Origin of the sequence: Brucella tritici (assembly GCF_008932295.1) — a bacterium.
Classification (GTDB): domain Bacteria; phylum Pseudomonadota; class Alphaproteobacteria; order Rhizobiales; family Rhizobiaceae; genus Brucella; species Brucella tritici.
Genome location: NZ_WBWA01000006.1, coordinates 18,483 through 44,716, shown reverse-complemented (window position 1 = coordinate 44,716; position 26,234 = coordinate 18,483). Strand labels below are relative to the sequence as shown.

The window sequence follows — 26,234 nt, the reverse complement described above, 5'->3', positions numbered from 1 at the left end:
TACTGGAAATGTTTGGTCTGAAAATGTTTGAAGGAGGCCTCCATGGCACCTCGCGTTCTCGTATCCGATAAGCTTTCGCCCACTGCCGTCCAGATTTTCAAGGATCGCGGCGTGGAAGTCGATTACCTGCCTGATCTCGGCAAGGACAAGGAAAAGCTTCTCGAAGTCATCGGCGATTATGATGGTCTGGCGATCCGTTCGGCCACCAAGGTCACGGAAAAGCTGATCGCAGCCGCCAAGAAGCTCAAGGTCGTTGGTCGCGCCGGTATCGGCGTGGACAATGTCGATATTCCGGCGGCTTCGCGTCGCGGTATCATCGTCATGAATACGCCGTTCGGCAACTCGATCACCACTGCCGAACATGCCATTGCGTTGATGTTCGCCGTGGCGCGGCAATTGCCGGAGGCAGACACCTCCACCCGCGCAGGCAAGTGGGAAAAGAACCGCTTCATGGGCGTGGAAATCACCGGCAAGACGCTGGGTGTCGTCGGTTGCGGCAATATCGGTTCGATTGTCGCGACCCGGGCCATCGGCCTGAAGATGCATGTGGTGGCTTTCGATCCGTTCCTGTCCGAATCTCGTGCGCAGGAACTGGGCGTTGAAAAGGTCGAGCTTGACGAACTGCTTGCCCGCGCCGATTTCATCACGCTGCACACGCCATTGACCGACAAGACCCGCAATATCATCAATGCGGAAAACCTTGCCAAGACAAAGCCGGGTGTGCGTATCGTCAATTGCGCCCGCGGTGGCCTGATCGTGGAAAAGGATCTGGTGGCAGCGCTGAAATCCGGCCATGTGGCCGGTGCCGGTATAGACGTTTACGAAACGGAACCGGCGACGGAAAACGAACTTTTTTCGCTGCCCAATGTCGTCTGCACGCCGCATCTCGGTGCATCGACCTCGGAAGCGCAGGAAAATGTTGCGCTTCAGGTGGCCGAACAGATGTCGGACTATCTCGTGAAGGGCGCCGTTTCCAACGCGATCAACATGCCGTCGATCACGGCGGAAGAAGCGCCGCGCCTGAAGCCGTTCGTAAAACTTGCCGATGTGCTTGGCGCTTTCGTCGGTCAGGTCACGGATGAGCCGATCCAGGAAGTGGAAGTGCTGTTCGACGGTTCCACCGCCACGATGAACACGCGCGCATTGTTGAGTGCGGCTCTGGCCGGTCTCATCCGTCCGCAGGTCGCCGACGTCAACATGGTTTCCGCACCGATCATGGTGAAGGAACGCGGCATCATCGTTTCGGAAGTCAAGCGCGACAAGTCCGGTATCTTCGACGGCTATATCAAGCTGACAGTGAAGACCACCTTGCGTGAACGCTCCATCGCGGGAACCTGCTTCTCGGACGGCAAGGCGCGTTTCATCCAGATCAAGGGAATCAATCTCGATGCCGAGGTCGGCCCGCACATGCTTTACGTCACCAACAAGGACGTTCCGGGCATGATCGGCCTGCTTGGCACGATCTGCGGCAAGCACAATATCAACATCGCAAACTTCTCGCTCGGACGTGACCATCCGGGTGGCGATGCGATCGCCATGCTCTATGTGGATGAACAGATTCCACAGGCAGCACTTGACGAACTGACGGCTCAAGAGGCAATCAAGGCGGCAACACCGCTTGAGTTCAACGTCGGAGAAGTTTGAGAAAATGGTTGAAGAGATGGTACAGCCGGAATGGCGGCGCATGCACGAGCAGGATATTGCGAGCGTGACTGCGGTTGCTAATGTTGTCCATCTCGATTTCTTCGAAGATGAGGCGGTCTTCCGGGACCGCTTCAAACTCTATCCGGCGGGTTGCTTCGTACTCGCCCGTGACACCGAAATCCTTGGTTATGGCATCAGCCATCCGTGGAAGCTTGATACGGTTCCGGCTCTCAACGCTGTTCTGGGCGAACTCCCCGAGGATACCAACACCTATTATATCCACGATATAGCGCTCTTGCCCGAAGCCCGTTCCAGCGGTGCCGCCACGCGTGTCGTTGAACTGATGGCCTTGCAGGCTGAACGTGATGGCTTCGTCACCATGTCTCTCGTTGCCGTCAGCGGCTCACAGGGCTTCTGGGAAAAGAAGGGTTTTGTCGTTCGCGACCTCCCGGCGCTTGAGGAAAAGCTCAAGAGCTATTCGGAGGATGCACTTTATATGGTCCGCGCCGGCTAGGTTCGGTGATATTCAGCCTCTGGCGGTCTGCAAATGGCGCTCTTTTGCGCTTCCGGTGCTCACGTACTCATAGTACGCTGCGCGCCGGTTCTCAAAGATCACCATTTTCGCCTCCCCAGAGACTGAATCTCTACCGACCCTGAGCGCCCTTCGTTCAAGGCGTGTTCAAAAATAGCAAATTCTTGCACGAAAGAGTCGCGCAATCCCGTTTCAATCTGTATAGAGACGAGGGATCAGCACCCTGTAGCCTCAAGCTGGCGATGAACGGGCCGCTTTGATCCTTGGATTTTCAAATAGAAGCCAAGGAGTTTCTTCAATGGCAAATGTGGTTGTCGTCGGATCGCAATGGGGCGATGAGGGCAAGGGTAAGATCGTTGACTGGCTGTCCGAACGCGCCGATGTCATCGTGCGCTACCAGGGTGGTCATAACGCAGGTCATACGCTTGTTATCGACGGCGTCAGCTACAAGCTTTCGCTGCTGCCATCCGGCCTTGTGCGCGGCAAGCTGAGCGTTATTGGCAACGGTGTCGTTGTCGATCCGCATCATTTCGTTGCTGAAACCGAGAAGCTGCGTGCGCAGGGCATCGACATCAACCCGGATGTGTTGCGCATTGCTGAAAATGCTCCGCTCATCCTTTCCATCCATCGCGATCTCGACGCCATGCGCGAAGGCTCCAATTCGGGCCTCAAGATCGGCACGACCAAGCGCGGCATCGGCCCAGCCTACGAAGACAAGGTTGGCCGTCGCGCCATCCGCGTTATCGATCTGGCCGAGCCGGAGACGCTGCAGCCGAAAGTCGAACGCCTGCTCGCCCACCACAATCTGTTGCGTCGCGGCATGGGCCTTGAGGAAATCGCGGTTGAAACCATTTTGACCGAACTGACCTCGGTTGCCGATCAGATTCTGCCCTATATCGATCAGGTCTGGCGTGTTCTCGATGAGCGCCGCAAGGCTGGCGACCGCATCCTGTTTGAAGGCGCGCAGGGCGCACTGCTCGACAACGATCACGGCACCTATCCGTTCGTGACGTCCTCCAACACGGTTGCCGGTCAGGCTGCCGCCGGTTCGGGTCTTGGCCCGACGGCCATCGGTTATGTGCTTGGCATCACCAAGGCCTATACGACCCGCGTTGGCGAAGGTCCGTTCCCGACCGAACTGAACGACGAGATCGGCGAATTCCTCGGCACCAAGGGCCATGAATTCGGCGTGGTGACGGGTCGCAAGCGTCGCTGCGGCTGGTTCGATGCCGTCATCGTGCGCCAGACGGTTCGTACTTCCGGCATCACCGGCATTGCGCTCACCAAGCTCGATGTTCTCGATGGTCTGGATGAAATCAAGATCTGCGTCGCCTATGAACTTGACGGCAAGCGCATCGATTATCTGCCGTCCTCCATGGGCGCGCAGGCACGCGTCAAGCCGATCTATGAAACGCTGCCGGGCTGGTCTGAAACGACCGCCGGTGCGCGTTCGTGGAATGATCTTCCGGCGCAGGCTGTCAAATACGTCCGTCACATCGAAGAACTGATCGGCGCGCCGGTGGCGATGCTCTCCACCAGCCCGGAACGCGAGGACACGATCCTCGTCACCGATCCGTTCCACGACTGATTGTTTGCAGTCAATGAGCGATATGTTCGGAGCAGCTTTTCCGGAAGCTGCTCCGATTTTGTTTCGACCGTTGTACAAAGAACGCAATCGGTCGCACAAAGCTTCGCAACAGGGTGAATTTTGCCACTATTTCACCGCATCATTTTGAAAGTCTTCGCTAAATCGTAGCCGCAGACTTTGCTTTCCCTTGATTATTGTGATTATTGGGACATTTATTGCATCCTGTGCTTATTGTTCATCTGGACGGGCGGAAACCGGGTAAGACGGAATGGCGGATTTTGTAGCGGTACTGAAAAAGACGATCGATGCGCAGGCGGACAAGTCGCCCGAATTGCGCCAGCGCGTATATGCGAAAGCGCGCGCAACGATCGAGCAAAAGCTTGTTACGGCAAATGCCTCGCAGGCTGTCGCTGTCCGCCAGCGTAATATTCTTGAAGATGCCATTGCTGAGGTCGAAGCTTTTTATGCGCCGCCAGCCGTCGCGCCGGAAGAGCCGGTTGAGGATGCGCTGGAAGATTTCCTGCAGGAAGCGAATCAGGACGCAGCAGAGCGCGCACCGTCGCATGAAGATGATGACGAACCCGCATTCCCCAGTGCACCGCGCGATGAGCGTCGCGACAGTTTCTCCAGCGAAGATGATGATGCACCGGCCTTTGCAGCCGAGCGTAGCGACGACTGGAAACTGGACCGCGCCAAGGAAAAGGCGCAGGCTCGCCGCAGCGAATATATTGAGCGCACCTCCAAGAAGGAGAAGCGCTCCTATAAGGGGCTGATTGTCGCGTTGATTGCCGTTCTGGCTCTGGGAACCGCCGGCTACGTTGTCTGGAACAACAAGGACAAGATTCAGGAACTGGCATCGAGCCTTGGACGCAGCGACGCGCCTGCGACCGGTTCCGATACCGAAACGCATCCCGAAGGTACGACGCCGCCAGCCGACACCAATACGGCGACGACAGGTGGTGAGCAGACGCCGGAGCAGCCACAGCAGCCGGCAGGCGAGCCGAAAATGACGCAACGGCTGATGCCTGATGGCAGCGAAACCGATAGCGGTCCTGCCGCCGGTGCCAATGGTATCGGCGAGGGCACGTCGACCGCCGCTTCCACGCCTGCGCCTGCCGAAACGAATACGCAGACCGGCGCGCAGTCCGGACAGAACCAGACCGTTGCCGTGGGCCAGCAGGCGCTTCTCTATGAAGAACGCGGCGGCGCGGGTTCGGATTCGGTCGAACGTGGCAATGTGGTGTGGTCGACTATCGAGGAAAGCCCGGAAGACGGCCAGCCTGCCGAACCGGCGGTCCGCGCCACCGTCACGATGCCGACCAGCAAGGTCGAGCTGAAAATGACCATCCGCAAGAATACGGATCAGTCCATTCCGGCGAGCCATCTGATCGAACTGGTCTTCACCGTGCCGGAAGGTTTTCCCGGCGGCGTTGTGGATAATGTGCAGCGCATCACTTTCAAGGACACGGAACAGGCGGCGGGCAATCCGCTGATCGCTGTGCCTTCGAAGATCGGCGACAATTTCTTCATCGTGTGGCTGAACGATGCCCGCACCGCGCAGGACACCAATCTTTCGCTGATGCGCCGCTTGCAGTGGATCGATATTCCGATCTCCTATCGCAATGGTCGCCGCGCCCTTATCAGTCTTGAAAAGGGCGTGCCGGGCGAGAAGGCTTTCAACGACGTGCTCGGTACGAACTAGTCTTACATATCGAAACATAAAAAGGCCGCTTCGAGCGGCCTTTTTGTTTTGAGGCGAACCAAAGTCGCGCTGGTTACTTCTTTTCGGCGAAAGCCTTGATGGCTTTGGCAATTTCGTTTCGCGCAGCTTCGGCGTTGTCGAAGCCGCCCAGTTCAACGACCTTGCGGCCTTCCGGCAATTGCTTGTAGACGCGGAAGAAAGCTTCGAGACGCTGCTGTTCGATCTTCGGCAGATCGGTGATTTCCTTGATGTTGTCATAGGTCGGATCGATGTCCGTGGTCGGAACAGCGACGATCTTGTCGTCCTGGTCGCCGCCATCGATCATCTTCAAAACGCCGATGGGACGAACCTTGATGATCGCGCCGGGAACAATCGGCTCACGCGTATAGATGAGCGCGTCGAGCGGATCGCCGTCGCCAGCAAGCGTGCTGGTGATCGAGCCGTAATTGGCCGGATAGATGACAGGCATGGACTGGTAGCGGTCAACGACGATATGGCCGGTCTTGTCGTCGATTTCGTATTTGGTGAAGCTGCCTTGCGGGATTTCGATGGCCGTGAAGAACTCCGTTCCGTCCTGTTCCTTCTGCGGATAATCGAGGAAGGAGACATATTCGGAGGCAGATGCGGCGGTGGCAGCGGTAAGCGCGATAGCTGCGGCGAGCAGGAGCTTTTTCATGGGATGACCTTCGAGCTTGGGTGAAACACGCCCTCGTCCCTAAAGCCAATCTATTACAGTGATTTGACAGTTTTATATCGGTTGGGTGACGGTTTCCGCGAGGAACCGCCTGCGATATTCTGCAGGGCTGATACCAATTTTCTGACGGAAATGATGGCGAAGCGTGTGGGCGCTCCCAAAGCCGACCGCGGCGGCAATATCGTCGATGCTTGTTTCTCCCCGGGAGAGGAGTTCCCTGGCAGCCGCGATACGCTCCATGGTGAGCCAGTCGCCGGGCGTGGCGCCGGTTGCCTCAGTGAAGCGTCGCAGGAATGTGCGTGGGCTCATCCGGCATTCGGCAGCCATGCGCTCGATTGTCCATCCTGTAGCTAGATCGGTGCGCATCCGGTCCAGAACCGGGCTGATTGCGGTGCCTTCGCGCTTTGTGACCGGGCGTTCGAGGAACTGTGCTTGTCCGCCCGTGCGGTGGGCGGGCATGACCAGCCGCCGGGCAACGGAATTTGCGGCGGCGGCTCCGAAATCCTGTCGGACGATTTCTATCAGGAGATCTATTCCGGCCGCGCTCCCCGCCGAAGTGAAGATGCGATCATGTTCGCGATAGAGCGACGCATCATCGATATCGATTTCGGGGTGTTTGTTACGCAGCGCGTCGGCATAACGCCAGTGCGTGGTGGCGGTGCCGCCGTCCAGCAGTCCTGTCGCGGCCAGCACAAAGGCTCCCGAACAGATGGAGGCAAGCCGCGCGCCGCGCCGGTGCGCACGACGCAGCCTTTCGCTGATGGCTTCCGGCACCGGAACCTCTGCACCTTTCCAGCCCGGAACAATGATAAGGTCAGCCTCATCGATGAGATCGGAGCTGCCATCGGGCGTGATGACAAAGCCGCCATGCGCACGCAGCGGGCCGTCCTCAATCGGGCAACTTGCAAAGCGATACCATCCCGTTCCCATTTCGGGGCGGGGCAGACCAAAGATTTCGGCGACAATGCCGAATTCAAAAGTGCAAAGCCGGTCATAGAGAAGGGCTACGACGAGCGGACCTTTGGGATCTGATGCCTGATTTGTCATTATGTTTACGTATATTGTCAATCACGCCAATTGCAAGCCTGTTGGCAAATGGCGGAAAATCTTCTCGAAGACCAACAGGAGATCGTCCATGGATAGCGTGACCAAGACCGACAAGAAATCAGCCGTAACTGCCGTCCCGCCAGCGCCAAGCGCACTGGCGCGGGATCATTTTGCAGCCGAATTCAAATTCGAGACGGATTGCTGGGACGTACATGATGCTTTGTCCAGGGGAGCCGATTTCGTGCTTCTCGACGTGCGCAGCCCGGCGCTTTTCGCAGAAGCGCATATTCCGGGTGCGATCAATCTGCCGCACGGCAAGATCATCGGGTCCAAGATGGCGGATTGGCCGCAGGAAACTATTTTCGTCACCTATTGCGCGGGACCGCATTGCAATGGTGCGGCGCGTGGTGCCTTGCGGCTCGCCAATCTCGACCGGCCCGTCAAGATCATGGCGGGCGGGCTGACTGGCTGGATAGACGAGGGGTTTGAACTCGCCAAAGGCGAGGGGGTTCACTAACGCCCAAATAGTTCTGCCGCAAAATGGTCTCCCACTTTGCGGCAGTAAAAGAATCAGCAGATTATTTGTTTCAGGCGTGCGCTTCCTCGACATGGTTCAGCGCCTTCTGCTGCTTGTAGGCAGCGGCCTTCACCGCAGCCTGAACCTTTTCAAACGCACGCACTTCAATCTGGCGCACACGCTCACGGCTGATGCCGAACTCGCTGGAAAGGTCTTCCAGTGTCATCGGGTCGTCCGAAAGACGGCGAGCCTCGAAAATGCGACGTTCACGGTCGTTCAGCGTATCCATCGCCTGTTCCAGCATCGAGCGGCGGTTTTCCAGCTCGTCCTGCTCGATCAGGACCTGCTCCTGGCTGCTGCTGTCATCGACCAGCCAGTCCTGCCATTCGCCGGATTCGCCTTCCGAAGCCCGCAAGGGCGCATTCAGCGAAGCATCACCGGACAGACGACGGTTCATGGAAACCACTTCGTCTTCACTGACCTTGAGCTTGGTTGCGATCTGCTTGACCTGATCCGGGTTAAGATCGCCATCGTCGAGCGCCTGAATCTTGCTCTTCATCTTGCGCAGATTGAAGAACAGGCGCTTCTGATTGGCGGTCGTGCCCATCTTCACAAGGCTCCACGAGCGCAGGATATATTCCTGGATCGAGGCCTTGATCCACCACATGGCATAGGTGGCAAGACGGAAACCGCGTTCAGGTTCGAAACGCTTTACGGCCTGCATGAGGCCGACATTGCCTTCCGAGATCACTTCACCGATCGGTAGGCCATAGCCGCGATAACCCATGGCGATCTTGGCCACGAGACGCAGATGGCTCGTCACCAGCTTGTGGGCAGCCTTGGGATCGGTATGTTCGTGATAGCGCTTGGCCAGCATGTATTCTTCCTGCGGCTCAAGCATGGGAAAGCGACGAATTTCTTCCAGATAACGGGTAAGACCGCCGTCACCGGACGTGATGCTTGGGAGATTCATCTGGGCCATAGAGCACCCTCCTTTATAATTTCAGGTTCCCGTTTGGCGAACCTGTCGCGGGGGCTGCCTCCTGCACTTCCCTCTCGCGAGCCCTCATATATAGGCATGATTTTGGCGAAAACACGATCCTTTAACGTATGAAACAATCTGTCACTACAATGTGAACGCCGCTCAAGGCCAAAGGTTGCATGGCTGGAGCGTCTCCTGCATTTCCTGAAGCACAGGAAATGCCGTGTCTTTTTATTCTAGCGCATCTTGTTCCGAAAACCGGTTCCCACTTTTCGGGATGCGCGCTGGTCTGAAATGAATTGTTTTTTGTGGCAAGGGAGCGGCTACGACCGCGCCCTCGTTTTTGATGTTGGATCAGCTTCTTACTTATATACCGTCCATTGTTCCGGCGAACCGTGATGATTACCAGTATTATATAGAGTGCTTCCGGAAATTTTCCAGAAGGTGCTCCATATCTTCCGGCACCGGCGCTTCGAAACGCATCAGCTCTTCTGTTGCCGGATGGGTGAAGGCGAGCAGCCATGCATGCAGTGCCTGCCGGTGGAAACCGCGCACGGCTTCTTTCAATGGTTCCGGCAGCTTGTTGGCCTTGGTCTTGTAGGCACTGCCATAGTCCATGTCACCGACAAGCGGATGACCGATATGGGCCATGTGCACGCGGATCTGGTGGGTGCGGCCTGTCTCCAGACGGCATTCGACGAGCGAGGCCAGTGCGGTTGCATCTTCGCGGGGGCCGAATTTTTCGACAGTTACATAATGGGTGATGGCGTGGCGGGCATCCTCGCGTTCTTCATTGACCACGGCCTGCTTGGTGCGGTCGCGATGCGAGCGTCCAAGATGCGCATCGATGAAGCCCTGCGGGCGCTCTGTCATACCCCAGACGAGCGCGAGATAAGCGCGTTCCAGATCGCCGGTGCGGCCATGATCGGCAAATTGTTCGCTCAAATGCCGGTGCGAACGGTCATTCTTGGCGACAACCATGACGCCGCTCGTGTCCTTGTCGAGACGATGAACGATACCGGGGCGGCGAATTCCGCCGATGCCCGACAAGCTATCGCCACAATGATATATAAGGGCATTGACGAGTGTTCCCGTCCAGTTGCCGTTGCCTGGGTGAACGACGAGCCCGGCGGGCTTGTTGATCACGATGAGATCATCATCCTCGTAAAGAATATCGAGCGGTATGTTCTCGGCGATGGGTTCGGCTGGTTCCGGCTCAGGCAGCACGATGGCGATTGTCATGCCTTCGCGCAGCTTCTGCTTGGCTTCACGGGCGGGTGCGCCGTCGATGGTCACATGGCCTTCGGCAATCAGGGACTGAACGCGGCTGCGCGAGAGTTCCGGCCCCAATGCTGCGGCCAGCCACTGGTCGAGACGCTTGCCTGTGGCATCGGAGTCGGTCGTAAGCTCTTTCACTCGTGTCTTTCCTTTATGAGAATGGGCCTCTATGAGAGCGGGCGTGTTTTAACGAAATCGTCAGAACAGCTCTATCTCTTGGTTTTACCGCATTTATGCGGCGTCAAATGTTTCCATTTGGCTGCAAAATGCTCTATCACGCGGCACACGCCATAACATGGCGAAGTTCGAACCGGAGTCGTTGAATGCAGGATCCACACTATCCGAGATACCAGAATCATCAGGATTCAGGCTATCAGGACTATCAGCAGGGCTATTACCCGGAAGAACAGGCCGAGCCCCAGCTTGATCCAGCCATGGAACGTGTGCGCCGCAAAATGATCCGGCTTCTGGCCGTCTCCATCGGTGTCATGCTGATCGGTCTTATGGCCGTGCTTGTCGCCGTTGTCTACAAGATCAATCGCGCGCCGGAAACCCCGCCAGCGGAAGAAGCCCGTTCGGATATCCCCGGACAGGCTGCGTCCGCTCCGGCAAAGCCGGAACCGCCGAAGCTGATCGAATCGCAGATCAACCTGACGCCGGGCACCCGTCTTCTCTCGCAAAGCCTTTCCGGCAACGAACTTTCGCTGGAAACGCTGCTGCCGGATGGCGGTACGGAACTCATCATCTATGACTATCGCGAATCGCGTATCATCGGCCGCATCAAGCTTGGCAATGTGGAGTAACACCAAGTCGCGTTGAGTTTGACTCATCGAGACCTGGTTAAGCCTGAGCGGCGATTGAGCATTTTCAGGGCGGCATGATTGCCGCCTTGTTTGTTTCTGCCTTCGAGGATTGCGCTTTTTCTCTTTGGCGATTATATCAGCAACATGGCTGGAAGCGCGTTTCGTTCTGGTCGAACCAAATCGGCGCTCCAACTCTTGTGTTTTAAGCATAATCTTGATCGACCCTTGTTTCACTCCGGTCGGCTTATGCTCTAAGCGCCCATCGTCTAGCGGTCAGGACGGCGCCCTCTCACGGCGCAAACAGGGGTTCGATTCCCCTTGGGCGTACCATCATCTTCTTTCCCACGCAGTATTTTACACATTTCCGGATGCGCGCTAGGTTACCTACCCGATGAGGGATCAACCAGGCACGGAGGAACAATGAGCGTTTCAATCAAGACAGGATCGGCGAACCTCATTTGCGACGGCATCGATAAAGGTGCGGTGGAGTTTAGCGTTGCTATTCCCGATGACGGGGCGGACCTGACAAAGCGCGGTAAGTTCTGGGGCAGCAAGGACGCAATATCCGATGCGATGAATGCGTCCGCAGTTGGCCTCAAATCGCATGAAGGCCACACCTATCCGGTGTCAGTCGAAGAGCTGGATCGCGACGGAGCTGCACTCTTTACAGTACTTGCTGCAGCCGAATGACGATCGTTGGTAATGGCTTTGGATAAAGCGGATACGCACCGATTGGTGCGCAAGCGGGACTGGTGCTTTTCCGCCATCGTGTCGCTGGCTTTTGGTGCTGCGACCGCATTCATATTTTTCTATATCGTGCTGTTTGGCGTCGGTGATGATGGATATCTTGTCATATTCAGCATTTATACTGCGCCCGTGGCGATAATTTTCGGTCTTTGGGGGCTGTTTTACTGGCGCAGCCTCGTTGCGTTTATCGGCCTCTTTCTCTGCCTGTCTCCGCTTATCTATCTAAGCATTTTATGACCAAGCAAAAAATCTGCAATTATCCCGTGTTCGCGGGATATGAATGCTGCATATGGTGGTGATAAAGTTGATGCATGTGGAAAATTGGGTCGAATATTTATCCTCAAATCCATAATGCTGTCAGGGTGGAAGGTATTCTTGCCGAACCTTTCTCGCCGAGAGATGTGCGACGGGTCGCTCCGGGCTGGCCTTATTCCAGATACTTCTCGTTCCTTGCCGAAAACTGCACAGACAACCAACCGGAAGGCAACGCGCTTTTTGTGCGGGTGGGCAGGGGACAATACCATCTGAACGACAAGGCTGACGTGTCCGATGTCGAACGGTTAGCGGATATTAGTCACTAGGGCGCGTCCCGAAAAGTGTGAAACGGTTTTCGGATATGATGCGCGTCAGAAAAACAGTTAGAGCGCCGATCTGATTCAATCAGATCGAAACGCGCTCCAAAGTACATTCACAGTAATGGGTTGGGGAGATCGGACTGGCTCCAGTTGCAAAAATTTGCAACTGGCGATGCGACGGTGCATAATCGGCGCATGAGAGAATCGTACAAGAAGCCCGATTATGAACAGGAACTGCGCCAGGCAGGCGTCCGCATCACGCGGCCGCGCCGGATCATCCTGAACATATTGACCGAGACGGAAGATCACCCCGACGCGCTGGAGATTTTTCGCCGCGCGGTCGAGATCGATAGCAGTATTTCGCTTTCGACCGTCTATCGCACGATGAAGCTTCTCGAAGAACGCGGTGCCATCCACCGGCACGCCTTTGCCGGGGGGCCTTCGCGTTTCGAACAGGCAAGCGGCGCGCATCACGATCACATCATCGATATGGACTCTGGCGATGTGGTGGAATTTCGCTCCGACAAGATCGAAAAGCTGCAGGAAGAGATCGCCAGATCGCTCGGTTATGAGATCGTGCATCACCGGCTCGAACTTTATTGCAAAAAAATTCGAAACTGACGGAACCAAGTTTCATCTGTGGCGTTAAGCGCGCATGAAGGTCGTGACCCCGCCCCCACAACGCGGCCTTCAGAGTTCGCCTCAACCTCCCCGCACGAGGCGAGCGGCGAGAATGCCGCGCTGACCGTCAAACGTCATGCAGCTGGCGTTCCGCAAATTCAGAGCAAGCCGCCGTGGATCAGACTCAGGTCTGACCATGGCGGCTTTTTTGTAGCTGTTGAGAAGTTGTCGTCTGATCAGGCGTCAAACTGTTCCGTGGGGATGACGAGAGAATAGACGGCCCCGGTCCCGTCGATGCGATATTCGGCGTGACCATTGACGGAGGCCGGAACGATGCGCTGCAACACGGCGCTGCCAAAACGCGGATCGTGCTCGAAAACCTCGGGCATTGCAGGATTGGTTTCTTCCCAGCGAAACTCCAGCCTGTCGTCGCCGCTGGCGACATGCATGACCTGTGCTGAAATCTTCACGCGGCCATAAGGGATCGATAGACCGCCGAAGGAGGTCGCATTGACCACCAGCTCATGCAGTGCGAGGCCGACATGCAGTGCGGCGCCGGGGAAAAGATAGGGATTATCGCCCTCGATGCACAGACGTTCGTCGCTGACATCGATATATTTCTCGACCTGTGAATGCACGAGATCGCGAAACAGCGCGCCACGCCAGTTCGAATCGGTCACCAGATCCTGCGAATAGGACAAGGACTGGATGCGCCCGCGAAATTTCAGCAGAAAGTCGTCGATGGAATCGGTGAAGCGTGCCGTCTGGCTGGCGATGCTTTGCACAATGGCCAGAAGGTTCTTTGAGCGATGGCTGACTTCACGCAGCAAGGTCTTCAGCACCTGCTCGCGCCGCTTCAGTTCGCTGATCTCGATGGCCGTGGTGACCAATCCTAAAATATTGCCGTTCTCGTCGCGGTCGCAGTCGATATGGAATTCGATCCAGCGCAGCTTGTCGCCATCATTGATGGCGATCTCCACATTCTGCGCTTCGCCGGTATCCAGCGCCGCGCGCTTTGCGCCATCGAGCTTGTGCAGGGTGGCGGAGAAAATGAAATCGCAGTCGTTTCCGCCGACTTTCCATTTTTCCTGCCAGTAGAGGGGAATGTTTTCTCCCCACGAATAAACCAGATCGGGCGTTTGATAGAGCACGCAGACATTGCTGTTGCGCACCGCCCTTAGCAATGCGCGCAGGCGGGCCGCGTCGGGTTCGGTTTCCTGCAGGGTGAATTTTGTGCCAGCGGTCATGTTTGCCCCGATTATCCCGCAACCGAATTCAGAGCATTTCCAGCAAAAGTGCGAAGCGGTTTTGCGTAGGAGAATGCGACGAAACAAATATTTGGGTCGCCCGTTGGTAAAGCGGCAAAAGTCCGGGGAGAACTGAGCGGAAATTTCCGTTCCATGGCGTCCATTTCATCGACTGGTCGGCGGGTCTGGATCGAGTGATCGTCTTTTGATCCTTGAACTGGCCCGGATTTTGGAACCGGTAAACCGCCGCACAGTCGTATGCGGCGGGCAATCTCATTAAACTGCAATATAGGCTGGTGTATCGTCAGGTCAAAAACAGCCTTTGATTTTCTATCTGCTATGCCTTGCGGATCGCGGACGCCACGAGCGAAACGACGAGCAGCGCAAGGAATACGAAGAACAGAATCTGCGCTATCCCGGCCGACGCACCAGCGATGCCGCCGAAGCCGAGCGCACCTGCCACGAGTGCCACCACAAGAAATACGAGCGCATAATAAAGCATGTCTGGTCTCCTCTTTATTGTGTGAAGGAGAAACGACATCGAAGCCATATTGGTTCCGCGGTTCCGGGAAAATTAAGGCACTCACAACTCTAAATACTCATGACAGAACGCAACGCGGTGTGACTTCGTGGCGGGAAGCGCCAACAACAAAACTCCCGAAAGGCGTCTGTCTTTCGGGAGTTTATGATCTTTGGTTTCAGGCTGCGACCTGCGAGGCTTCTTCGAAGAAGAGGGCCTGGCTGATTAGCGCTTTCACCATATCCGGATTGAACGGCTTGGTGACGAGGAAGGTCGGTTCCGGGCGTTCGCCCGTCAGCAGACGTTCCGGGAAGGCTGTGATGAAAATGACAGGAATTGTATCGCTCTGCAGGATTTCATTCACCGCATCGATGCCCGAGCTGCCATCGGCAAGCTGGATATCGGCCAGCACCATGCGCGGCTTTTCCTGCTTGTAGAGCGCCAGCGCCTCGTCCTTGGTGCGCGCGATGCCGACCACTTCATGGCCAAGGCTTTCCACCATCTGCTCGATATCCATCGCGATCAGCGGTTCATCCTCGATAATCATGATGCGCGTTGCAACCTGACGCGAAATCTCGGTCGATGCAGCCGAAAGAACACGGCTCAGCTCGGCATCGTCGAGTTCGAGAATTTCGGCAGCTTCCTTGTCGGAAAAGCCTTCCACAGCCACAAGCAGGAATGCCTGCCGCGGCAGGGGCGCGATATGCGAAAGATTTCTTGCCGCCTGCTGTTCCCATGCAAATTCCGACGCCGGCTCCGGCACACGAACGGAGGCCGTCTTATAAAGATCGCAGAAAAGGCGATAGAGGCCGATCCGGTCTGACGAGGTGTCCGGAAAAATGCTCACATCGGCGATGAGGGCTTCAAGGGCAGCCGCAACATAAGCGTCGCCGGAAGCCTGGGAGCCGGTAAGAGCACGAGAAAAACGACGGAGATAGGGAAGGTGCGGCGCGATACGCGTCGATAACGTCATGGTATTGGAACTCCTCAACTGCCGCTTTCGTTCATTGAATGCACATCGGCGGACAAGATCATTGTCCTCTCCCACCCATGCTTTGAGCGCAGCATTATGCTACTCTAAACGGGACGCTTTGAAAAAAGTTCCGACATTGGGAGATATATTAGGGAACTTTTTGATAGCCCGTGCATTTCCCGGACAAGCAGGGGCTTAGATTAATAGGGTAGGGCAATCAGCCCGGAACGATCAAGATATGGCAGAAAAAGAAAACCTTCACATGAACGGAGCCGGGGTCAGGTCGTCCCGTCGCGTTCAGAAGGATATACTAGGACCAAATTGTGAAGTCGGATTGAAACTAAAGGCACTGTACACCTCGATACAGGATGAGACGATCCCGGATCGCTTCCTCGATCTTCTCCAAAAACTCGATCAGGCTGAACAGGAGAGTATGCGTGAACACAGCACCCGGTCCGTCGGTTGAGAGTAATGCACAGTTCAAGCGAGAGCTTCTGTCATCGCTGCCGAGCCTGCGCGCCTTTGCGGTATCGCTGATCGGCCAGCACGACAAGGCGGATGATCTCGTTCAAGATACGATCATGAAAGCGTGGGCCAAGCAGGAGTCCTTTGAAATGGGGACTAATATGAAGGCCTGGCTCTTCACTATTTTGCGCAACGAGTTCTACACACAGATGCGCAAGCGCGGTCGCGAGGTGCAGGACACGGATGGCGTGTTCAGCGAACAGCTCGCCGTCCATCCTTCGCAATATGGCACGCTTGATCTGCAGGATTTCCGCGCAGCATTGGAGCAATTGCCCGACGACCAGCGCGAAGCGATCATTCTGATCGGCGCTTCAGGCTTTGCCTATGAGGAAGCTGCGGAAATCTGTGGCTGTGCTGTCGGCACGATCAAGAGCCGTGTCAGCCGTGCCCGCACGCGCCTGCAGGAAATCCTCAAGATTGAAGGCGAAAGCGATTACGGCCCGGACGCCGATTCATCGCGGGCAACCTTGAGAAGCTTCGCGTAAAGCGAGGCCGCTCTCGCCCCTCTTTCAGATGGGAAGGGGGGCTTGTGTTGCTAAAATCCCAAACCATCGCCTGTTTTCGCCCACAGCGATTGCATTTTATCCAACCGATTGTAGGTTAGCTTCTGCTGATATTTCCTGTCGGCAAAGTGATTGTTTGTTTGTGGGTTGCGTCCTTGCCATCAGCCTTGTTGCAAAAGCTGCTTCAATCGTCGTCGAAGCCGGTTGCGGTTATCGTCTCGCTCGGCCTTGTGCTGCTGTCGGCGGTCATGACGCTGTTTCTGTCGTCCGGGGTCAATCATCAGGTTGTCGATATTTCCCGCAATTACGCCTTGCGCCAGCAGGTCGACAAGGTTGCGCGTCTTGCCAGCAATATCGAGATGAGCCGTCGTGGCTATCTTCTGACGCTCGATGAGACTTATCTCGATCTCTATCGCAATACGATCCTGAGCGTCGACAAGACGCTGGGGGATCTTGAAGCCCTGACAGGCCAGAACCCGCAGCAGGATGCGCGGGTCAAACAAATCCGCGCGCTGGTCGAGCGCGAACAGGAAGATGTGCGCGAGACGGTCAATCTTGCCCAGTCGGGCAATGTGTCGGCAGCAGTTGAAAAAGTGCGCGGTGACGAGGGCAAGGTGCTGATGGATCAGCTTGCCAACACCGTCACGCAATTCATCGATGCGGAAGAACAGCAGCTTCTCGAACGCAACAAGCGGATCAACAGCATGCGCTACTGGATGACGGCAACGTCCATTGTCGCGCTGGCCTCGGCTGCCATGCTGGCGCTTCTGCTGTTTAGCCGCGTTCAGCGTTATGCGCGGTCGATGTTCGAGGGACAGACGGTGCTGCGTTCCGAAAAGCAATTGCTGGAACAGCGCGTGAAGGAACGGACCGCTGAGCTTGAGCAGGAGCGCCGCATTGCCGAACATGAGCGCCAGCGCGTCGAGCTTTTGCTGCAGGACACCAATCATCGCATCGGCAATTCGCTGGCAACGGTTTCATCCCTGCTTGGCCTTCAGATGCGGCAGACGCGCAGCGAAGATGCCCGTGCCGCTCTTGCCGCCGCTCGTGATCGCGTCCAGACCGTATCGACGGCGCACCGGCGCCTGCGTCTGGGCGAGGATATGGAATCGGCCCGCGTCGACGATTTTCTCGGAACCGTCATCAACGATATTCGCAACGCTATCGGGCAGGACCGCAAGATCGAATTCACGACCGATTTCGCGCCGCTTGATCTGAAAGCGCGCGATGTGACGACAATCGGCATCATTCTGGGCGAACTTGTCACCAATGCCATCAAGCATGCATTCAAGGGACGCCCGGAAGGGCATATCCGGATCAGCCTGAAGCCGGGTGACGATGCGGTTCCGGTGCTGGTCGTGGAGGATGATGGCGTGGGATTCGACAAGGACCAGCAGAAATCCGGAGAGAAGAACGGTCTCGGTACGCTGGTGATCGAACAGCTTTGCATGCAGTTCGGCGAAAAGCCTGTCTATTGCAAGACCGATGATGGTGTCGGAACCAGGGTGATTGTCCGCCTGTCGTCGCTAGTGGATTGAATGTGACGTTTGATACCCTTCCGATATAAATCCTCGTTTCAAACGTCAAATTCGAAAAATCCACTAGAATCATAAAGTTACTAGTGGTCTTTTTGATTCCGACATTTGCCCGGCGCTCATATCCGAGGAATGCAAATGTCGGAATCAGACCACTAGCTGAAGAAGGGGATATGCCGGTTGGCAAATAAGCTGGCGGTGAGAGCGGAAAAGAAAACGCCAGCATGAAGCCGGCGTTTTTGCGGTAGCGTAAAGCGATCAGCTCTGCGGCGGACGTTTTTTCTTGTCAGAAAGCAGCGAGACCAGAGCGATGCCTGCAAGCGGCAGGGCGGCGGCCAGGATGGGCCGTTTGAGAATGGCAGGCACGGTTGCGATTGCAGCCGTTGCCACCATTGCCGATTTGTCGGCCTCCATTTTCTGCTTGCGCTTCTTGGCCTCGGATGCAGCCTGAATTTTCAGGACTGCGAGAATGAGAAGCGCCAAAATCAGCGACAAGGCAGCGAGGATGAGAGCCGCCAGCGGCCCGCCATAGTTCTGCGCCAGGGCCAGAAAGGCGGCGACGCAGAAGAAGGTGATCGCAATGATCGCGAAGACGGCGATGGCCGCTCCGAAAATCGCCGCACGTTTGGTTTGACCCGCGACGAATTTCATTTCCTCGCCTGCCATTGCGGCCAAAAGGGGCATGAGAGCTTTCAGCATGATCCGCCTCAGCGGCGCGAGAGCAGGGCCAGCAGATAGCCGACGCCGAGTGCAGTGGCGAGCGAGGCAATCGGGCGTTCGCGCACCGTTGCCGTTAGCTGGGCTTCAACATCCTGCGCCTTGTTGCGCAGATCGTCGATGGCGTCCTCGCCCTGAACATAGGCGCTCTTGTAGGTTTCCTTTGCGCTGCGTTTTGCGTCGCGGACTGTCTGCGAACCGAGATTGGCAAGTGTTGCCGCAATGGCGGCAATATCTTCCTTCAGTTGCTCGACCTGAGCCTGAAGGTCTTCCGTGCTGGCATCGGTCAGCGCTTCCTCGATCTTTTCTTCGATCTTGCTCGTTTTCGCGGATGCACGCGCCATATCAGCTCTCCTGTTTATTCTCTGGTTGTCGTTCGAATGGGTTGTCCGGATAACGTGCGGCTGGCCTAATGGTTGCACGCAAAGCCATCAGCAGCAACAATACCGGCCGGTTGTTGCAAGTCATGGTAAATGGTGGAGTAATGCCAAAACTCGATGAGTTTGACTCATGGAGTTTTGGTTAAGCCTGTGCGGCGATTGAGCATTTTCAGGGCGTGATGCGTTAGCATCTCAGCGCCCTCGCATAAGTAGCCGGAAGGTGCGGAAGCATTGCAGGACATGCTTCCGCAAATATCGTTGCCTTACTCCGCTTCTCCGTGAAGAATCGTGCCTTCCGGGTCCTTTTTATAGGCTGCGTTCGAATAGGCAGGCTGCGCCTGTAGCTGCTCCTTGGTGAACTGTGTGAAGACGCTCATCTTGTCGTCCTTGCCGGTCGCAACGTCGAGATTGGCGATGGAAACAGCCACCGGCTTGGAATTGATGCCAAGGAAACCGCCCACATCGACAACGAAGGCCTCGGTCTGTCCGTCGGCGGTCATCAGGACATCGCCGACCGTTCCGATCTTCGTTTCATCCGCGCCGAAAACCGTTGCGCCGATCAGCTTGTCCGCACTTAGTCCTTCGGAGGGAACCGGCTTCATGCCATCGGGCATGACCCTGTCCGCCTTCTGCGTGGTGATCGTCTTTGCGGCGGCGGGCGGATCGGTGCGCGGCGCACCATCCGCCTCGAAAACTGCGCTGCGGTCGAATGCCGGTGCCTTTTCAAGCTGTTCCTTGGTCGCGTCCACGATCAACCAGCGCTTGCCGTCATCACGAACCACCCATGACAGACGGTCGAAGCCGATTGCGACATTTTTCTCTCCGACGCCGAGAAAGCCGCCGACCCCGATGACAATCGCCTGCGGGCTGCCATCGGCACCAAGGATCATGTCGTTGACCGTCCCGATATTCGCGGCATCGTTGGAAGGGCCGTTATAGACCGCCTGTCCGACAAAGCCTGACACCAGCAACTGGCCGGGCGATGCCACGAAATATCCGTTCTCGCTGGCAACCGGCTTTTCCTGTTTCTGGTCGGAGAAAACCGGTGAAGCATCCTGCGCGAAAGCGGGCAGGGCGATCAGCACAGCAAGAGCCGTAGAGGCGAGAAGTCTTTTCATGGAAACTCCTGTCGGTAATTAAGGCAAACCGAAGGCGAGAGCCAATCTCGCCGTTAACAGGAGAAAAAACGAGGTGAAACGGTTTCAGTTCCGCTCAAACTCTGTGTTATTCAGGCGTCGAAATTGTGAAACACGTGGTTTCCATGTGGCGAAAATGGGGCGAGCGCTCTTCTGGGTTGAAACGCTTTGCTTCAGGCGAGCAGCAAATAAGCCGCTCCGGCCAGCATGATGAAGGCCAGTCCGACATGTGTAGGCTTCAGCGAACGCTGCTGTACCGGCAGCGGATCGTCATTTCCCGCCATGGCGGTGCGCGCCGCATGTTCAAGCGTCTGGATATCCTTGAGCATCATTGGCATGTCCTCCAGAACCCGGCTTGGCCGGAACCGCACTTCCTCCCGCGCACCCGGAATTTTCTTTTAAATCCAACCCTCAGGCGCTTGGTTAACCCTATCAGGTCTGATTTGGCGCGATTGTGCAACTGGCAAAAAGGCGAGAGCCGAAAAATGTTCGTCTGCCCTTGGATTTCATGACGAAAATACCTTTGAAATAAAAACATGACTTGCGTCATCATATTATTGGGAGTTAAGAAGAGGCCCAACAGGCGGCGCGACGGCCTGCATGAAGGTTTAGTCATGTGCGCGCGGATTTGAACAATCAAAAGGCGATCAAAATGACTGGTTTCTGGCGAAAAGGCTTCATGACTGCGGCGATGGGCATCGGCTTGCTGGGTGCAGCTTCTGCATTGGCCCAAAACGGGCCTCAGGATGCAACTCCCTCGACGAATGCCCCGGTTGCTCCTGCTGCTGCGGCGCCTTCCAGTCCCGCACCAACCAATACAGCACCTGCCGCCGCTCCAGCGCCGAGCGCGACAACACCTGCTGCCGCAGCACCTTCACCTGAACTGATCCAGTCCCAGACGGTTGCACCTGCCGCCGCGCCGGTTGAAAGCGAGAGCGGTTTGATCCTCCCGCACGACCTGTCGCCGTGGGGCATGTTCATGGCTGCGGATTGGGTCGTGAAGGCCGTGATGATCGGTCTGGCACTGGCATCGCTCGCCACATGGACGGTCTGGGTCGCCAAGACGCTTGAACTGGCCGGCGCGCGCCGCCGTGCTACCAGGGCATTGAAAGTTATTGGTCATTCGGCCACGCTTGCCGAAGCTGTCCGTTCGCTGGACGGCGCCAAGGGACCGGGTGCAATTCTGGTCCGTGCCGCAGAAGATGAGGTTCGCCTTTCGGGCCCGGCACTGGCCCGCGCCGGTGGCGAAGGCCTCAAGGAGCGTGTTTCCTCGCGCCTGTCGCGCATTGAAGCCAAGGCCGGACGCCGTCTTTCCAAGGGCACCGGCATTCTTGCGACCATCGGTTCGGTTGCGCCGTTTGTCGGTCTGTTCGGCACGGTCTGGGGCATCATGAACTCGTTCATCAATATCAGCCAGGCGCAGACGACGAACCTCGCCGTCGTGGCGCCGGGTATTGCCGAAGCGCTGCTCGCGACGGCCATCGGCCTCGTCGCCGCTATTCCTGCCGTGGTTATCTACAACGTGTTCGCCCGTTCCATCACCGGCTACCGGTCGCTGCTGGCCGATGCTTCGGCAGGGGTCGAACGCCTTGTCAGCCGCGATCTGGATTTCAGAACGGCCGGCGTGCGTGAAGGCACGCTGCACGCAGCGGAGTAGGCGCCATGGCTGGTAAAGTTCGCGAAGGCGGCGGCGACGATCTCGAGTTGAACCACGAGATCAATGTGACGCCCTTCATCGACGTCATGCTGGTTCTGCTCATCATTTTCATGGTGGCAGCGCCTCTGGCGACTGTGGATGTGAAGGTGGATCTGCCTGCCTCGACGGCAGCGCCCGCACCGCGTCCCGACAAGCCGCTTTATGTGACGCTAAAGGACGATCTCAGCATCAGTGTCGGCAATGATATGGTTGCCCGCGAGCGCCTTGGCGTGGCGCTGGACGGCCTGTCGGAGAAAAACAAGGAAGCGCGCATCTTTCTGCGTGCCGACAAGAATGTTGGCTATGGCGAATTGATGCGCGTGATGAATCTTCTGCGTGAAGCCGGTTATCTGAAGATTGCGCTGGTCGGTCTTGAAACCATCGGCGCCGACCAGAGCGGAGCAGCACCTGCCGGTGCGCCTGCACAACCGGCGCCCGCTTCGCAAACTCCCGCAGCGCAGGGAGCTGCGCAATGAATGCACTTCCGCCCGACCATCCTCCTGTAAAGGTGGCTTCGGCTGACACCCATCATCATTCCTTCTGGCATGATGCGGGGCGCTGGCTTGGCGCGGGCATCCTTGTTCTGACAGTTCATGCCGCCGGTGCCTATGCCATTCATATGGCACAGGAAGAAGACCAGCCCGATGGCACACAGGTCGCCGCCATGGTGGTGGAACTTGCGCCGGAGCCGGAAGCGCCGATGGAAGAGCAGGTTGCGGAAGAGGCCCAGCCGGAAACGGCTGAAGCACCGCAGGAACAGGCTGAGCCGGAACCGGCCCCGCAACCGGAACCGGTACAGGAAAAGCCGACACCGCCTGAACCGGAAGAGGTGACGCCGCCAGAGCCTGAGCCGGAACCACAAGCCGTTCAGGAGCCGGCAGAAGTCATTCCGGATGTGGTCGAGGCTGAAAAGCCCGAAGTGGCTGTTCCGCTGCCGGTCGAAAAGCCGGAAGTAAAACCGGAACCCAAGCCGGAGCCGAAGCCAGAACCGAAAAAGGTTGAGAAGCCGAAGCCGGAAAAGCCGAAGCAACCCAAGGTCGAGAAGCCCAAGCCCAAGAAGGCCGAGAAAGCACCGGAAACCCGTCAGGCGGCAGCGCCGCGCATGGATGCAGATGCGGGCGAGAAGGCTGCTGCGAACCGTCGTGGCGAGAATTCTGCGTCGGCGGGCGTCGCCTCCAACAAATGGCAGGCGAAGATGAATGCTCATATGGCGCGTAACACGCGTTTCATGCAGCGCAAGGCACGCAACGCCAAAGGACGCGTGGTCATCAACTTTGTGATTGATCCGTCTGGCAACGTGCTTTCGGTCAAGCTGGCCGGTTCGTCCGGTAATTCGGAGGTCGATCAGCTTGCACTGGAAGCAGCGCGTCGAGCTTCGCCGGTTCCTGCTCCGCCTGCGGCCATTGCCAAGGCGCGTATGCCAATCACCTTGCCGCTGCTGTTCAAGTAAGCAATGCAGAATGCATTATCTGAAGGCCGGTCTGGAGATCAGACCGGCCTTTCATTTCCTGCCGATTCAACATTACTCCACAAACCCGAAGATCGGGCCGTAGCCGCCGTGCCAGGATATGTCGTTTCGCTCCAGCACTGGAACGTAGATGCCTGCACCGCCACCGCCGTCGAGAAACAGGGCGTTGGGGCATTGGAGATGGTCTCGAAACAATTTTGCGAAATCGTGGAAATTGACCGCGTCTTCGCTGACCGCGAATCGGATCGCGCCGCCATTGCAAACACCGACGCCGCTGCGCCGGGTCCTGTCGGTTGAGCCGACGATGAAAATCGGATTGATCCTGTTGCGGATAACCAGCATCGGCCCGGACTGGGTGGCCAGTTGCGGCTTGATCTTTTGTTTCAGGAAACGGTCTGTCGGCAGGATTTCCGCGCCCTTGTCGCCGAGATAGAAGATGCCGTTCGGCTTCTTGTAAAAGTTCGGTACGGGCCCGGACCCACGAACAGGCGTTGTTTTGCTTGCCGGGCTAAGCTCACGGCCATTTTCGACATAGAGGCCCATCGGCGAAAAATCAGGCTGATACATGCCGGCATTGAGCGCGAAAACCAGTGTCTTGCCGCGACTTGCAGCAGCGTCAGCTACTTTTGAAAAATTGCGATAGGGCTCGTCGTCGCCATTTTTCCAGAACAGATGCAAGCTTGCGCCATCCGCCTTTGCATCGCAGATGATGTAGTTTGTATTTTCAAAGGTTTGGCGGTTGCAGGTTTCCGTGCGGCCCGGCTGCGTCAGCGCAGCTATCGCAGCAAGCGTTATGGCTGCGACGGACAGGCCTCGCTTGAGGAGAATCATCGCTGCACTGCCTTCCGGTTTGTATTGGTTATTCAGAAGACAGTGCCACAGCCGGGAGCAGGCGGGAAGCCTTGCGCGCGGGCAGGAAGCCGAAGATCAGGCCGGTGGCGAAAGCGCAGGCGAAGGCCAGCAGGACAGGCCCGACACTATAGCCGACGGAAAGACCGGCCCAGCCAGCGATGGCCGCAGCGCCAAGCCCGATCACGACGCCAAATGCACCGCCAATGGCCGAGACGGTCAATGCCTCGGTGATGAATTGCAGCAGAATATCACGCCGCCTTGCGCCGGTTGCCATCCGCACGCCAATCTCGCGGGTGCGTTCCGTCACGCTCACCAGCATGATGTTCATGACGCCGATGCCGCCGACCAGAAGCGAGATTGCAGCAACGGACCCCAGAAACAGCGTCATCGTATTGCCCATTGCCGTCGCGTCCTCGCGGATGGACGACATGTTGGTTATCATCGTGTCCTGCTTCTTGTGGCGCTGGTCCAGCAGGTCCTGAATCTGTTCCTGCGTCGTGTTGATGAGGTCGGAATCCTTCACCTGCACGGTGATGGTGCGCACATATTTCTGGCCAAACAGCCGCAGATTGCCGGTGGAGAGCGGCACGATCACCACATCGTCCTGATCCGAACCGCCAAAGCCTGCGCCTTTCGGTTCAAGAGTTCCGATCACCTGAAACGGAATCTTCTGGATCAGGATATACTGCCCGATAGGATTGCTGCCATCGGGGAACAGCGTGTTGACGACCGTTTTGCCCAGCACTGCGACGGGCGCATAATTATCCAGATCGCTCTGGCTGATGAAGTCGCCGGTGGCAACCTTCCACGATTTGGCTTCGGAAAAGGCAGGAACAGTCCCGTTTGCCTGCGATTGGTAATCGACATTGCCACGGCGCAGCGTCACGGTGCCGGTGACTTCGGGGACAGCGGTTTTGATGTTCGGCAGCTCCAGAATGGCAGTGGCATCTTCGGGAACCAGTGTCGCTATCGAGCCTGTGCCGCGGAAACTCGCCATGGAGGGACGCACCAGAATGAGATCGGTGCCCATCGCATTGATGCGGTCGAGAATCGAGTTCTGCGCGCCGGTGCCGATGGCGAGCATCGTCACCACGGAACTGACGCCGATGATGATGCCGAGCAGGGTGAGAATTGTCCGGAAGATGTTGGCACGCAAGGCGCGCATGGCCATCTTGACCGCTTCCGAAACATCGGCAATGCGGGCGGAGTTGACTTCAAGGCTCTCCTGCAACCGGAATGGTGCCTGCGTATCGGGAATGGCGCGCTTCACAGTATCGGAGAGTATTTGGCCGTCGCGGATTTCGATCAGCCGATCGGCGCGTTCAGCTACTTCGCGGGCATGTGTGATGACGATGACGGTATGACCCTGCGCGTGCATGGAGCGCAGCAATTCCATCACATCCTCGCCGCTCTGGCTGTCGAGTGCGCCGGTAGGCTCATCGGCAAGGATGATACGCCCGCCATTCATGAGCGCGCGGGCGATGGAAACGCGCTGCTGCTGGCCGCCGGAAAGCTGGTTCGGACGATGATCGAGGCGGTCGCCGAGCTTCAGCGAATTGAGCAACTCTGCGGCGCGTGCATGGCGCTCCGATGCCGGCAGGCCCGCATAGATTGCGGGCACTTCGACGTTTTCCTGCGCAGTCGAGGTCGAGATAAGATTATAGCTCTGGAAGACGAAGCCGAAGGTTCGGCGGCGCAATGCTGCAAGCGCATCGGCATCCAGTGTCGAGACGTCCTCGCCATCAAGCAGATATTGTCCGCCGCTCGGGCTATCGAGACAGCCCAGAATGTTCATCAGCGTCGATTTGCCGGAGCCGGAGGCGCCCATGATCGCGACGAACTCCCCGGCCTGAATATCGAGCGTGATGCCGTGCAGTACCTCAACGGCTAGGTCGCCATTGTGATAGGTCTTGCGGATATCATCCAGTCTGATAAGCGGCGTTTCGGTCATG

Annotated in this window: 29 protein-coding genes and 1 tRNA gene; 17 read left to right on the top strand and 13 right to left on the bottom strand. The window is 57.1% G+C overall.

What is annotated here, in order from left to right; genetic code table 11:
* The first annotated feature begins 42 nt into the window (after positions 1 to 42).
* The 4 genes from serA to F9K91_RS08360 all read left to right on the top strand — a co-directional run bounded on the left by serA (position 43) and on the right by F9K91_RS08360 (position 5,466).
* The gene (serA, locus tag F9K91_RS08375) at positions 43 to 1,644 is read left to right on the top strand and encodes a phosphoglycerate dehydrogenase (protein ID WP_010661362.1); all 1,602 of its coding nucleotides are present in this window, start codon (positions 43 to 45) and stop codon (positions 1,642 to 1,644) included.
* A 4-nt stretch (positions 1,645 to 1,648) separates the two neighbouring features.
* On the top strand, positions 1,649 to 2,158 hold the full coding sequence (locus F9K91_RS08370; RefSeq protein WP_061348044.1) for a GNAT family N-acetyltransferase: 510 nt from the start codon (positions 1,649 to 1,651) through the stop codon (positions 2,156 to 2,158).
* Positions 2,159 to 2,474: 316 nt separating this feature from the next.
* On the top strand, positions 2,475 to 3,764 hold the full coding sequence (locus tag F9K91_RS08365; RefSeq protein WP_010661360.1) for an adenylosuccinate synthase: 1,290 nt from the start codon (positions 2,475 to 2,477) through the stop codon (positions 3,762 to 3,764).
* 268 nt (positions 3,765 to 4,032) lie between these two features.
* Positions 4,033 to 5,466 carry a transcriptional regulator gene (locus tag F9K91_RS08360; RefSeq protein WP_151556133.1) on the top strand — a complete coding sequence of 478 codons (1,434 nt, stop codon included), beginning with the start codon at positions 4,033 to 4,035 and terminating at the stop codon, positions 5,464 to 5,466.
* 73 nt (positions 5,467 to 5,539) lie between these two features.
* Here the strand turns inward: F9K91_RS08360 and F9K91_RS08355 are convergent, their stop codons facing one another.
* Positions 5,540 to 6,142: an inorganic diphosphatase gene (locus F9K91_RS08355; protein WP_061348046.1), complete on the bottom strand. Its 603-nt coding sequence runs from the start codon at positions 6,140 to 6,142 to the stop codon at positions 5,540 to 5,542.
* Positions 6,143 to 6,214: 72 nt separating this feature from the next.
* Complete coding sequence (gene ftrA, locus F9K91_RS08350) at positions 6,215 to 7,207, bottom strand: transcriptional regulator FtrA (protein ID WP_151556134.1); 993 nt, start codon at positions 7,205 to 7,207, stop codon at positions 6,215 to 6,217.
* Between the two features lie 88 nt (positions 7,208 to 7,295).
* Here ftrA and F9K91_RS08345 point away from each other — a divergent pair, with 88 nt between their 5' ends.
* Entirely contained in the window at positions 7,296 to 7,724 is a 429-nt protein-coding gene (locus F9K91_RS08345) for a rhodanese-like domain-containing protein (RefSeq protein WP_151556135.1), read from the top strand.
* 70 nt (positions 7,725 to 7,794) lie between these two features.
* Here the strand turns inward: F9K91_RS08345 and rpoH are convergent, their stop codons facing one another.
* Both rpoH and F9K91_RS08335 read right to left on the bottom strand, forming a co-directional pair.
* Positions 7,795 to 8,706: an RNA polymerase sigma factor RpoH gene (rpoH, locus tag F9K91_RS08340; protein WP_151556136.1), complete on the bottom strand. Its 912-nt coding sequence runs from the start codon at positions 8,704 to 8,706 to the stop codon at positions 7,795 to 7,797.
* Between the two features lie 411 nt (positions 8,707 to 9,117).
* Complete coding sequence (locus F9K91_RS08335) at positions 9,118 to 10,122, bottom strand: RluA family pseudouridine synthase (protein ID WP_061348050.1); 1,005 nt, start codon at positions 10,120 to 10,122, stop codon at positions 9,118 to 9,120.
* Positions 10,123 to 10,307: 185 nt separating this feature from the next.
* On the opposite strand from F9K91_RS08335, the gene F9K91_RS08330 reads away from it, so the two are divergent.
* The 6 genes from F9K91_RS08330 (at position 10,308) to F9K91_RS08305 (ending at position 12,730) form a co-directional block, all read left to right on the top strand.
* Positions 10,308 to 10,787 (top strand): hypothetical protein, encoded by a 480-nt coding sequence (locus tag F9K91_RS08330; protein ID WP_061348051.1) that lies wholly within the window; start codon positions 10,308 to 10,310, stop codon positions 10,785 to 10,787.
* Positions 10,788 to 11,042: 255 nt separating this feature from the next.
* A tRNA-Glu gene (locus tag F9K91_RS08325) sits at positions 11,043 to 11,117 on the top strand.
* Between the two features lie 90 nt (positions 11,118 to 11,207).
* Complete coding sequence (locus F9K91_RS08320) at positions 11,208 to 11,477, top strand: hypothetical protein (protein WP_151556137.1); 270 nt, start codon at positions 11,208 to 11,210, stop codon at positions 11,475 to 11,477.
* A 12-nt stretch (positions 11,478 to 11,489) separates the two neighbouring features.
* Positions 11,490 to 11,771 carry a hypothetical protein gene (locus F9K91_RS08315; protein WP_151556138.1) on the top strand — a complete coding sequence of 94 codons (282 nt, stop codon included), beginning with the start codon at positions 11,490 to 11,492 and terminating at the stop codon, positions 11,769 to 11,771.
* A gap of 74 nt (positions 11,772 to 11,845) precedes the next feature.
* The gene (locus F9K91_RS26300) at positions 11,846 to 12,115 is read left to right on the top strand and encodes a hypothetical protein (protein WP_151556139.1); all 270 of its coding nucleotides are present in this window, start codon (positions 11,846 to 11,848) and stop codon (positions 12,113 to 12,115) included.
* A 189-nt stretch (positions 12,116 to 12,304) separates the two neighbouring features.
* Complete coding sequence (locus F9K91_RS08305; RefSeq protein ID WP_061348088.1) at positions 12,305 to 12,730, top strand: transcriptional repressor; 426 nt, start codon at positions 12,305 to 12,307, stop codon at positions 12,728 to 12,730.
* A gap of 236 nt (positions 12,731 to 12,966) precedes the next feature.
* On the opposite strand, the gene F9K91_RS08300 is transcribed toward F9K91_RS08305, so the two are convergent.
* The 3 genes from F9K91_RS08300 to F9K91_RS08285 all read right to left on the bottom strand — a co-directional run bounded on the left by F9K91_RS08300 (position 12,967) and on the right by F9K91_RS08285 (position 15,470).
* Positions 12,967 to 13,977, bottom strand: coding sequence for a sensor histidine kinase (locus tag F9K91_RS08300; RefSeq protein ID WP_151556140.1), 1,011 nt, complete (start codon positions 13,975 to 13,977; stop codon positions 12,967 to 12,969).
* Positions 13,978 to 14,314: 337 nt separating this feature from the next.
* Entirely contained in the window at positions 14,315 to 14,479 is a 165-nt protein-coding gene (locus F9K91_RS08290) for a DUF1328 domain-containing protein (protein ID WP_151556142.1), read from the bottom strand.
* A 196-nt stretch (positions 14,480 to 14,675) separates the two neighbouring features.
* Positions 14,676 to 15,470, bottom strand: a complete 795-nt coding sequence (locus F9K91_RS08285; protein ID WP_151647934.1) for a response regulator — start codon at positions 15,468 to 15,470, stop codon at positions 14,676 to 14,678.
* A 238-nt stretch (positions 15,471 to 15,708) separates the two neighbouring features.
* Between F9K91_RS08285 and F9K91_RS08280 the strand changes: the two genes are divergently transcribed.
* From F9K91_RS08280 to F9K91_RS08270, 3 genes are all read left to right on the top strand, one after another.
* Complete coding sequence (locus F9K91_RS08280; RefSeq protein ID WP_012091358.1) at positions 15,709 to 15,936, top strand: NepR family anti-sigma factor; 228 nt, start codon at positions 15,709 to 15,711, stop codon at positions 15,934 to 15,936.
* Complete coding sequence (locus tag F9K91_RS08275) at positions 15,908 to 16,480, top strand: RNA polymerase sigma factor (RefSeq protein WP_006467673.1); 573 nt, start codon at positions 15,908 to 15,910, stop codon at positions 16,478 to 16,480. Before F9K91_RS08280 ends, F9K91_RS08275 begins: the two co-directional genes overlap by 29 nt.
* Before the next feature lie 173 nt (positions 16,481 to 16,653).
* A complete protein-coding gene (locus F9K91_RS08270) occupies positions 16,654 to 18,036 on the top strand; it encodes a sensor histidine kinase (RefSeq protein WP_151556143.1) in 1,383 nt (460 codons plus the stop codon).
* Positions 18,037 to 18,291: 255 nt separating this feature from the next.
* On the opposite strand, the gene F9K91_RS08265 is transcribed toward F9K91_RS08270, so the two are convergent.
* From F9K91_RS08265 to F9K91_RS25970, 4 genes are all read right to left on the bottom strand, one after another.
* Complete coding sequence (locus F9K91_RS08265) at positions 18,292 to 18,732, bottom strand: phage holin family protein (protein WP_151556144.1); 441 nt, start codon at positions 18,730 to 18,732, stop codon at positions 18,292 to 18,294.
* 8 nt (positions 18,733 to 18,740) lie between these two features.
* On the bottom strand, positions 18,741 to 19,094 hold the full coding sequence (locus F9K91_RS08260) for an ElaB/YgaM/YqjD family protein (protein ID WP_151556145.1): 354 nt from the start codon (positions 19,092 to 19,094) through the stop codon (positions 18,741 to 18,743).
* A 299-nt stretch (positions 19,095 to 19,393) separates the two neighbouring features.
* Entirely contained in the window at positions 19,394 to 20,248 is an 855-nt protein-coding gene (locus F9K91_RS08255) for a PRC-barrel domain-containing protein (RefSeq protein WP_151556146.1), read from the bottom strand.
* Between the two features lie 191 nt (positions 20,249 to 20,439).
* A complete protein-coding gene (locus F9K91_RS25970) occupies positions 20,440 to 20,598 on the bottom strand; it encodes a hypothetical protein (protein ID WP_167522198.1) in 159 nt (52 codons plus the stop codon).
* 284 nt (positions 20,599 to 20,882) lie between these two features.
* Here F9K91_RS25970 and exbB point away from each other — a divergent pair, with 284 nt between their 5' ends.
* Genes exbB through F9K91_RS08240 form a run of 3 tightly spaced genes read left to right on the top strand, consistent with a single transcriptional unit; the run spans position 20,883 to position 23,412 of the window.
* The gene (gene exbB / locus F9K91_RS08250; protein ID WP_151677624.1) at positions 20,883 to 21,923 is read left to right on the top strand and encodes a tonB-system energizer ExbB; all 1,041 of its coding nucleotides are present in this window, start codon (positions 20,883 to 20,885) and stop codon (positions 21,921 to 21,923) included.
* A gap of 5 nt (positions 21,924 to 21,928) precedes the next feature.
* Positions 21,929 to 22,438, top strand: a complete 510-nt coding sequence (gene exbD, locus F9K91_RS08245) for a TonB system transport protein ExbD (protein ID WP_151677623.1) — start codon at positions 21,929 to 21,931, stop codon at positions 22,436 to 22,438.
* Positions 22,435 to 23,412 carry an energy transducer TonB family protein gene (locus F9K91_RS08240; protein WP_151677622.1) on the top strand — a complete coding sequence of 326 codons (978 nt, stop codon included), beginning with the start codon at positions 22,435 to 22,437 and terminating at the stop codon, positions 23,410 to 23,412. The genes exbD and F9K91_RS08240 overlap by 4 nt, the downstream gene beginning before the upstream one ends.
* A 72-nt stretch (positions 23,413 to 23,484) precedes the next feature.
* Here the strand turns inward: F9K91_RS08240 and F9K91_RS08235 are convergent, their stop codons facing one another.
* On the bottom strand, positions 23,485 to 24,261 hold the full coding sequence (locus F9K91_RS08235; RefSeq protein WP_151677621.1) for a phosphodiester glycosidase family protein: 777 nt from the start codon (positions 24,259 to 24,261) through the stop codon (positions 23,485 to 23,487).
* A gap of 28 nt (positions 24,262 to 24,289) precedes the next feature.
* Positions 24,290 to 26,233 carry a MacB family efflux pump subunit gene (locus F9K91_RS08230; RefSeq protein ID WP_235912836.1) on the bottom strand — a complete coding sequence of 648 codons (1,944 nt, stop codon included), beginning with the start codon at positions 26,231 to 26,233 and terminating at the stop codon, positions 24,290 to 24,292.
* Position 26,234: the final 1 nt, after the last annotated feature.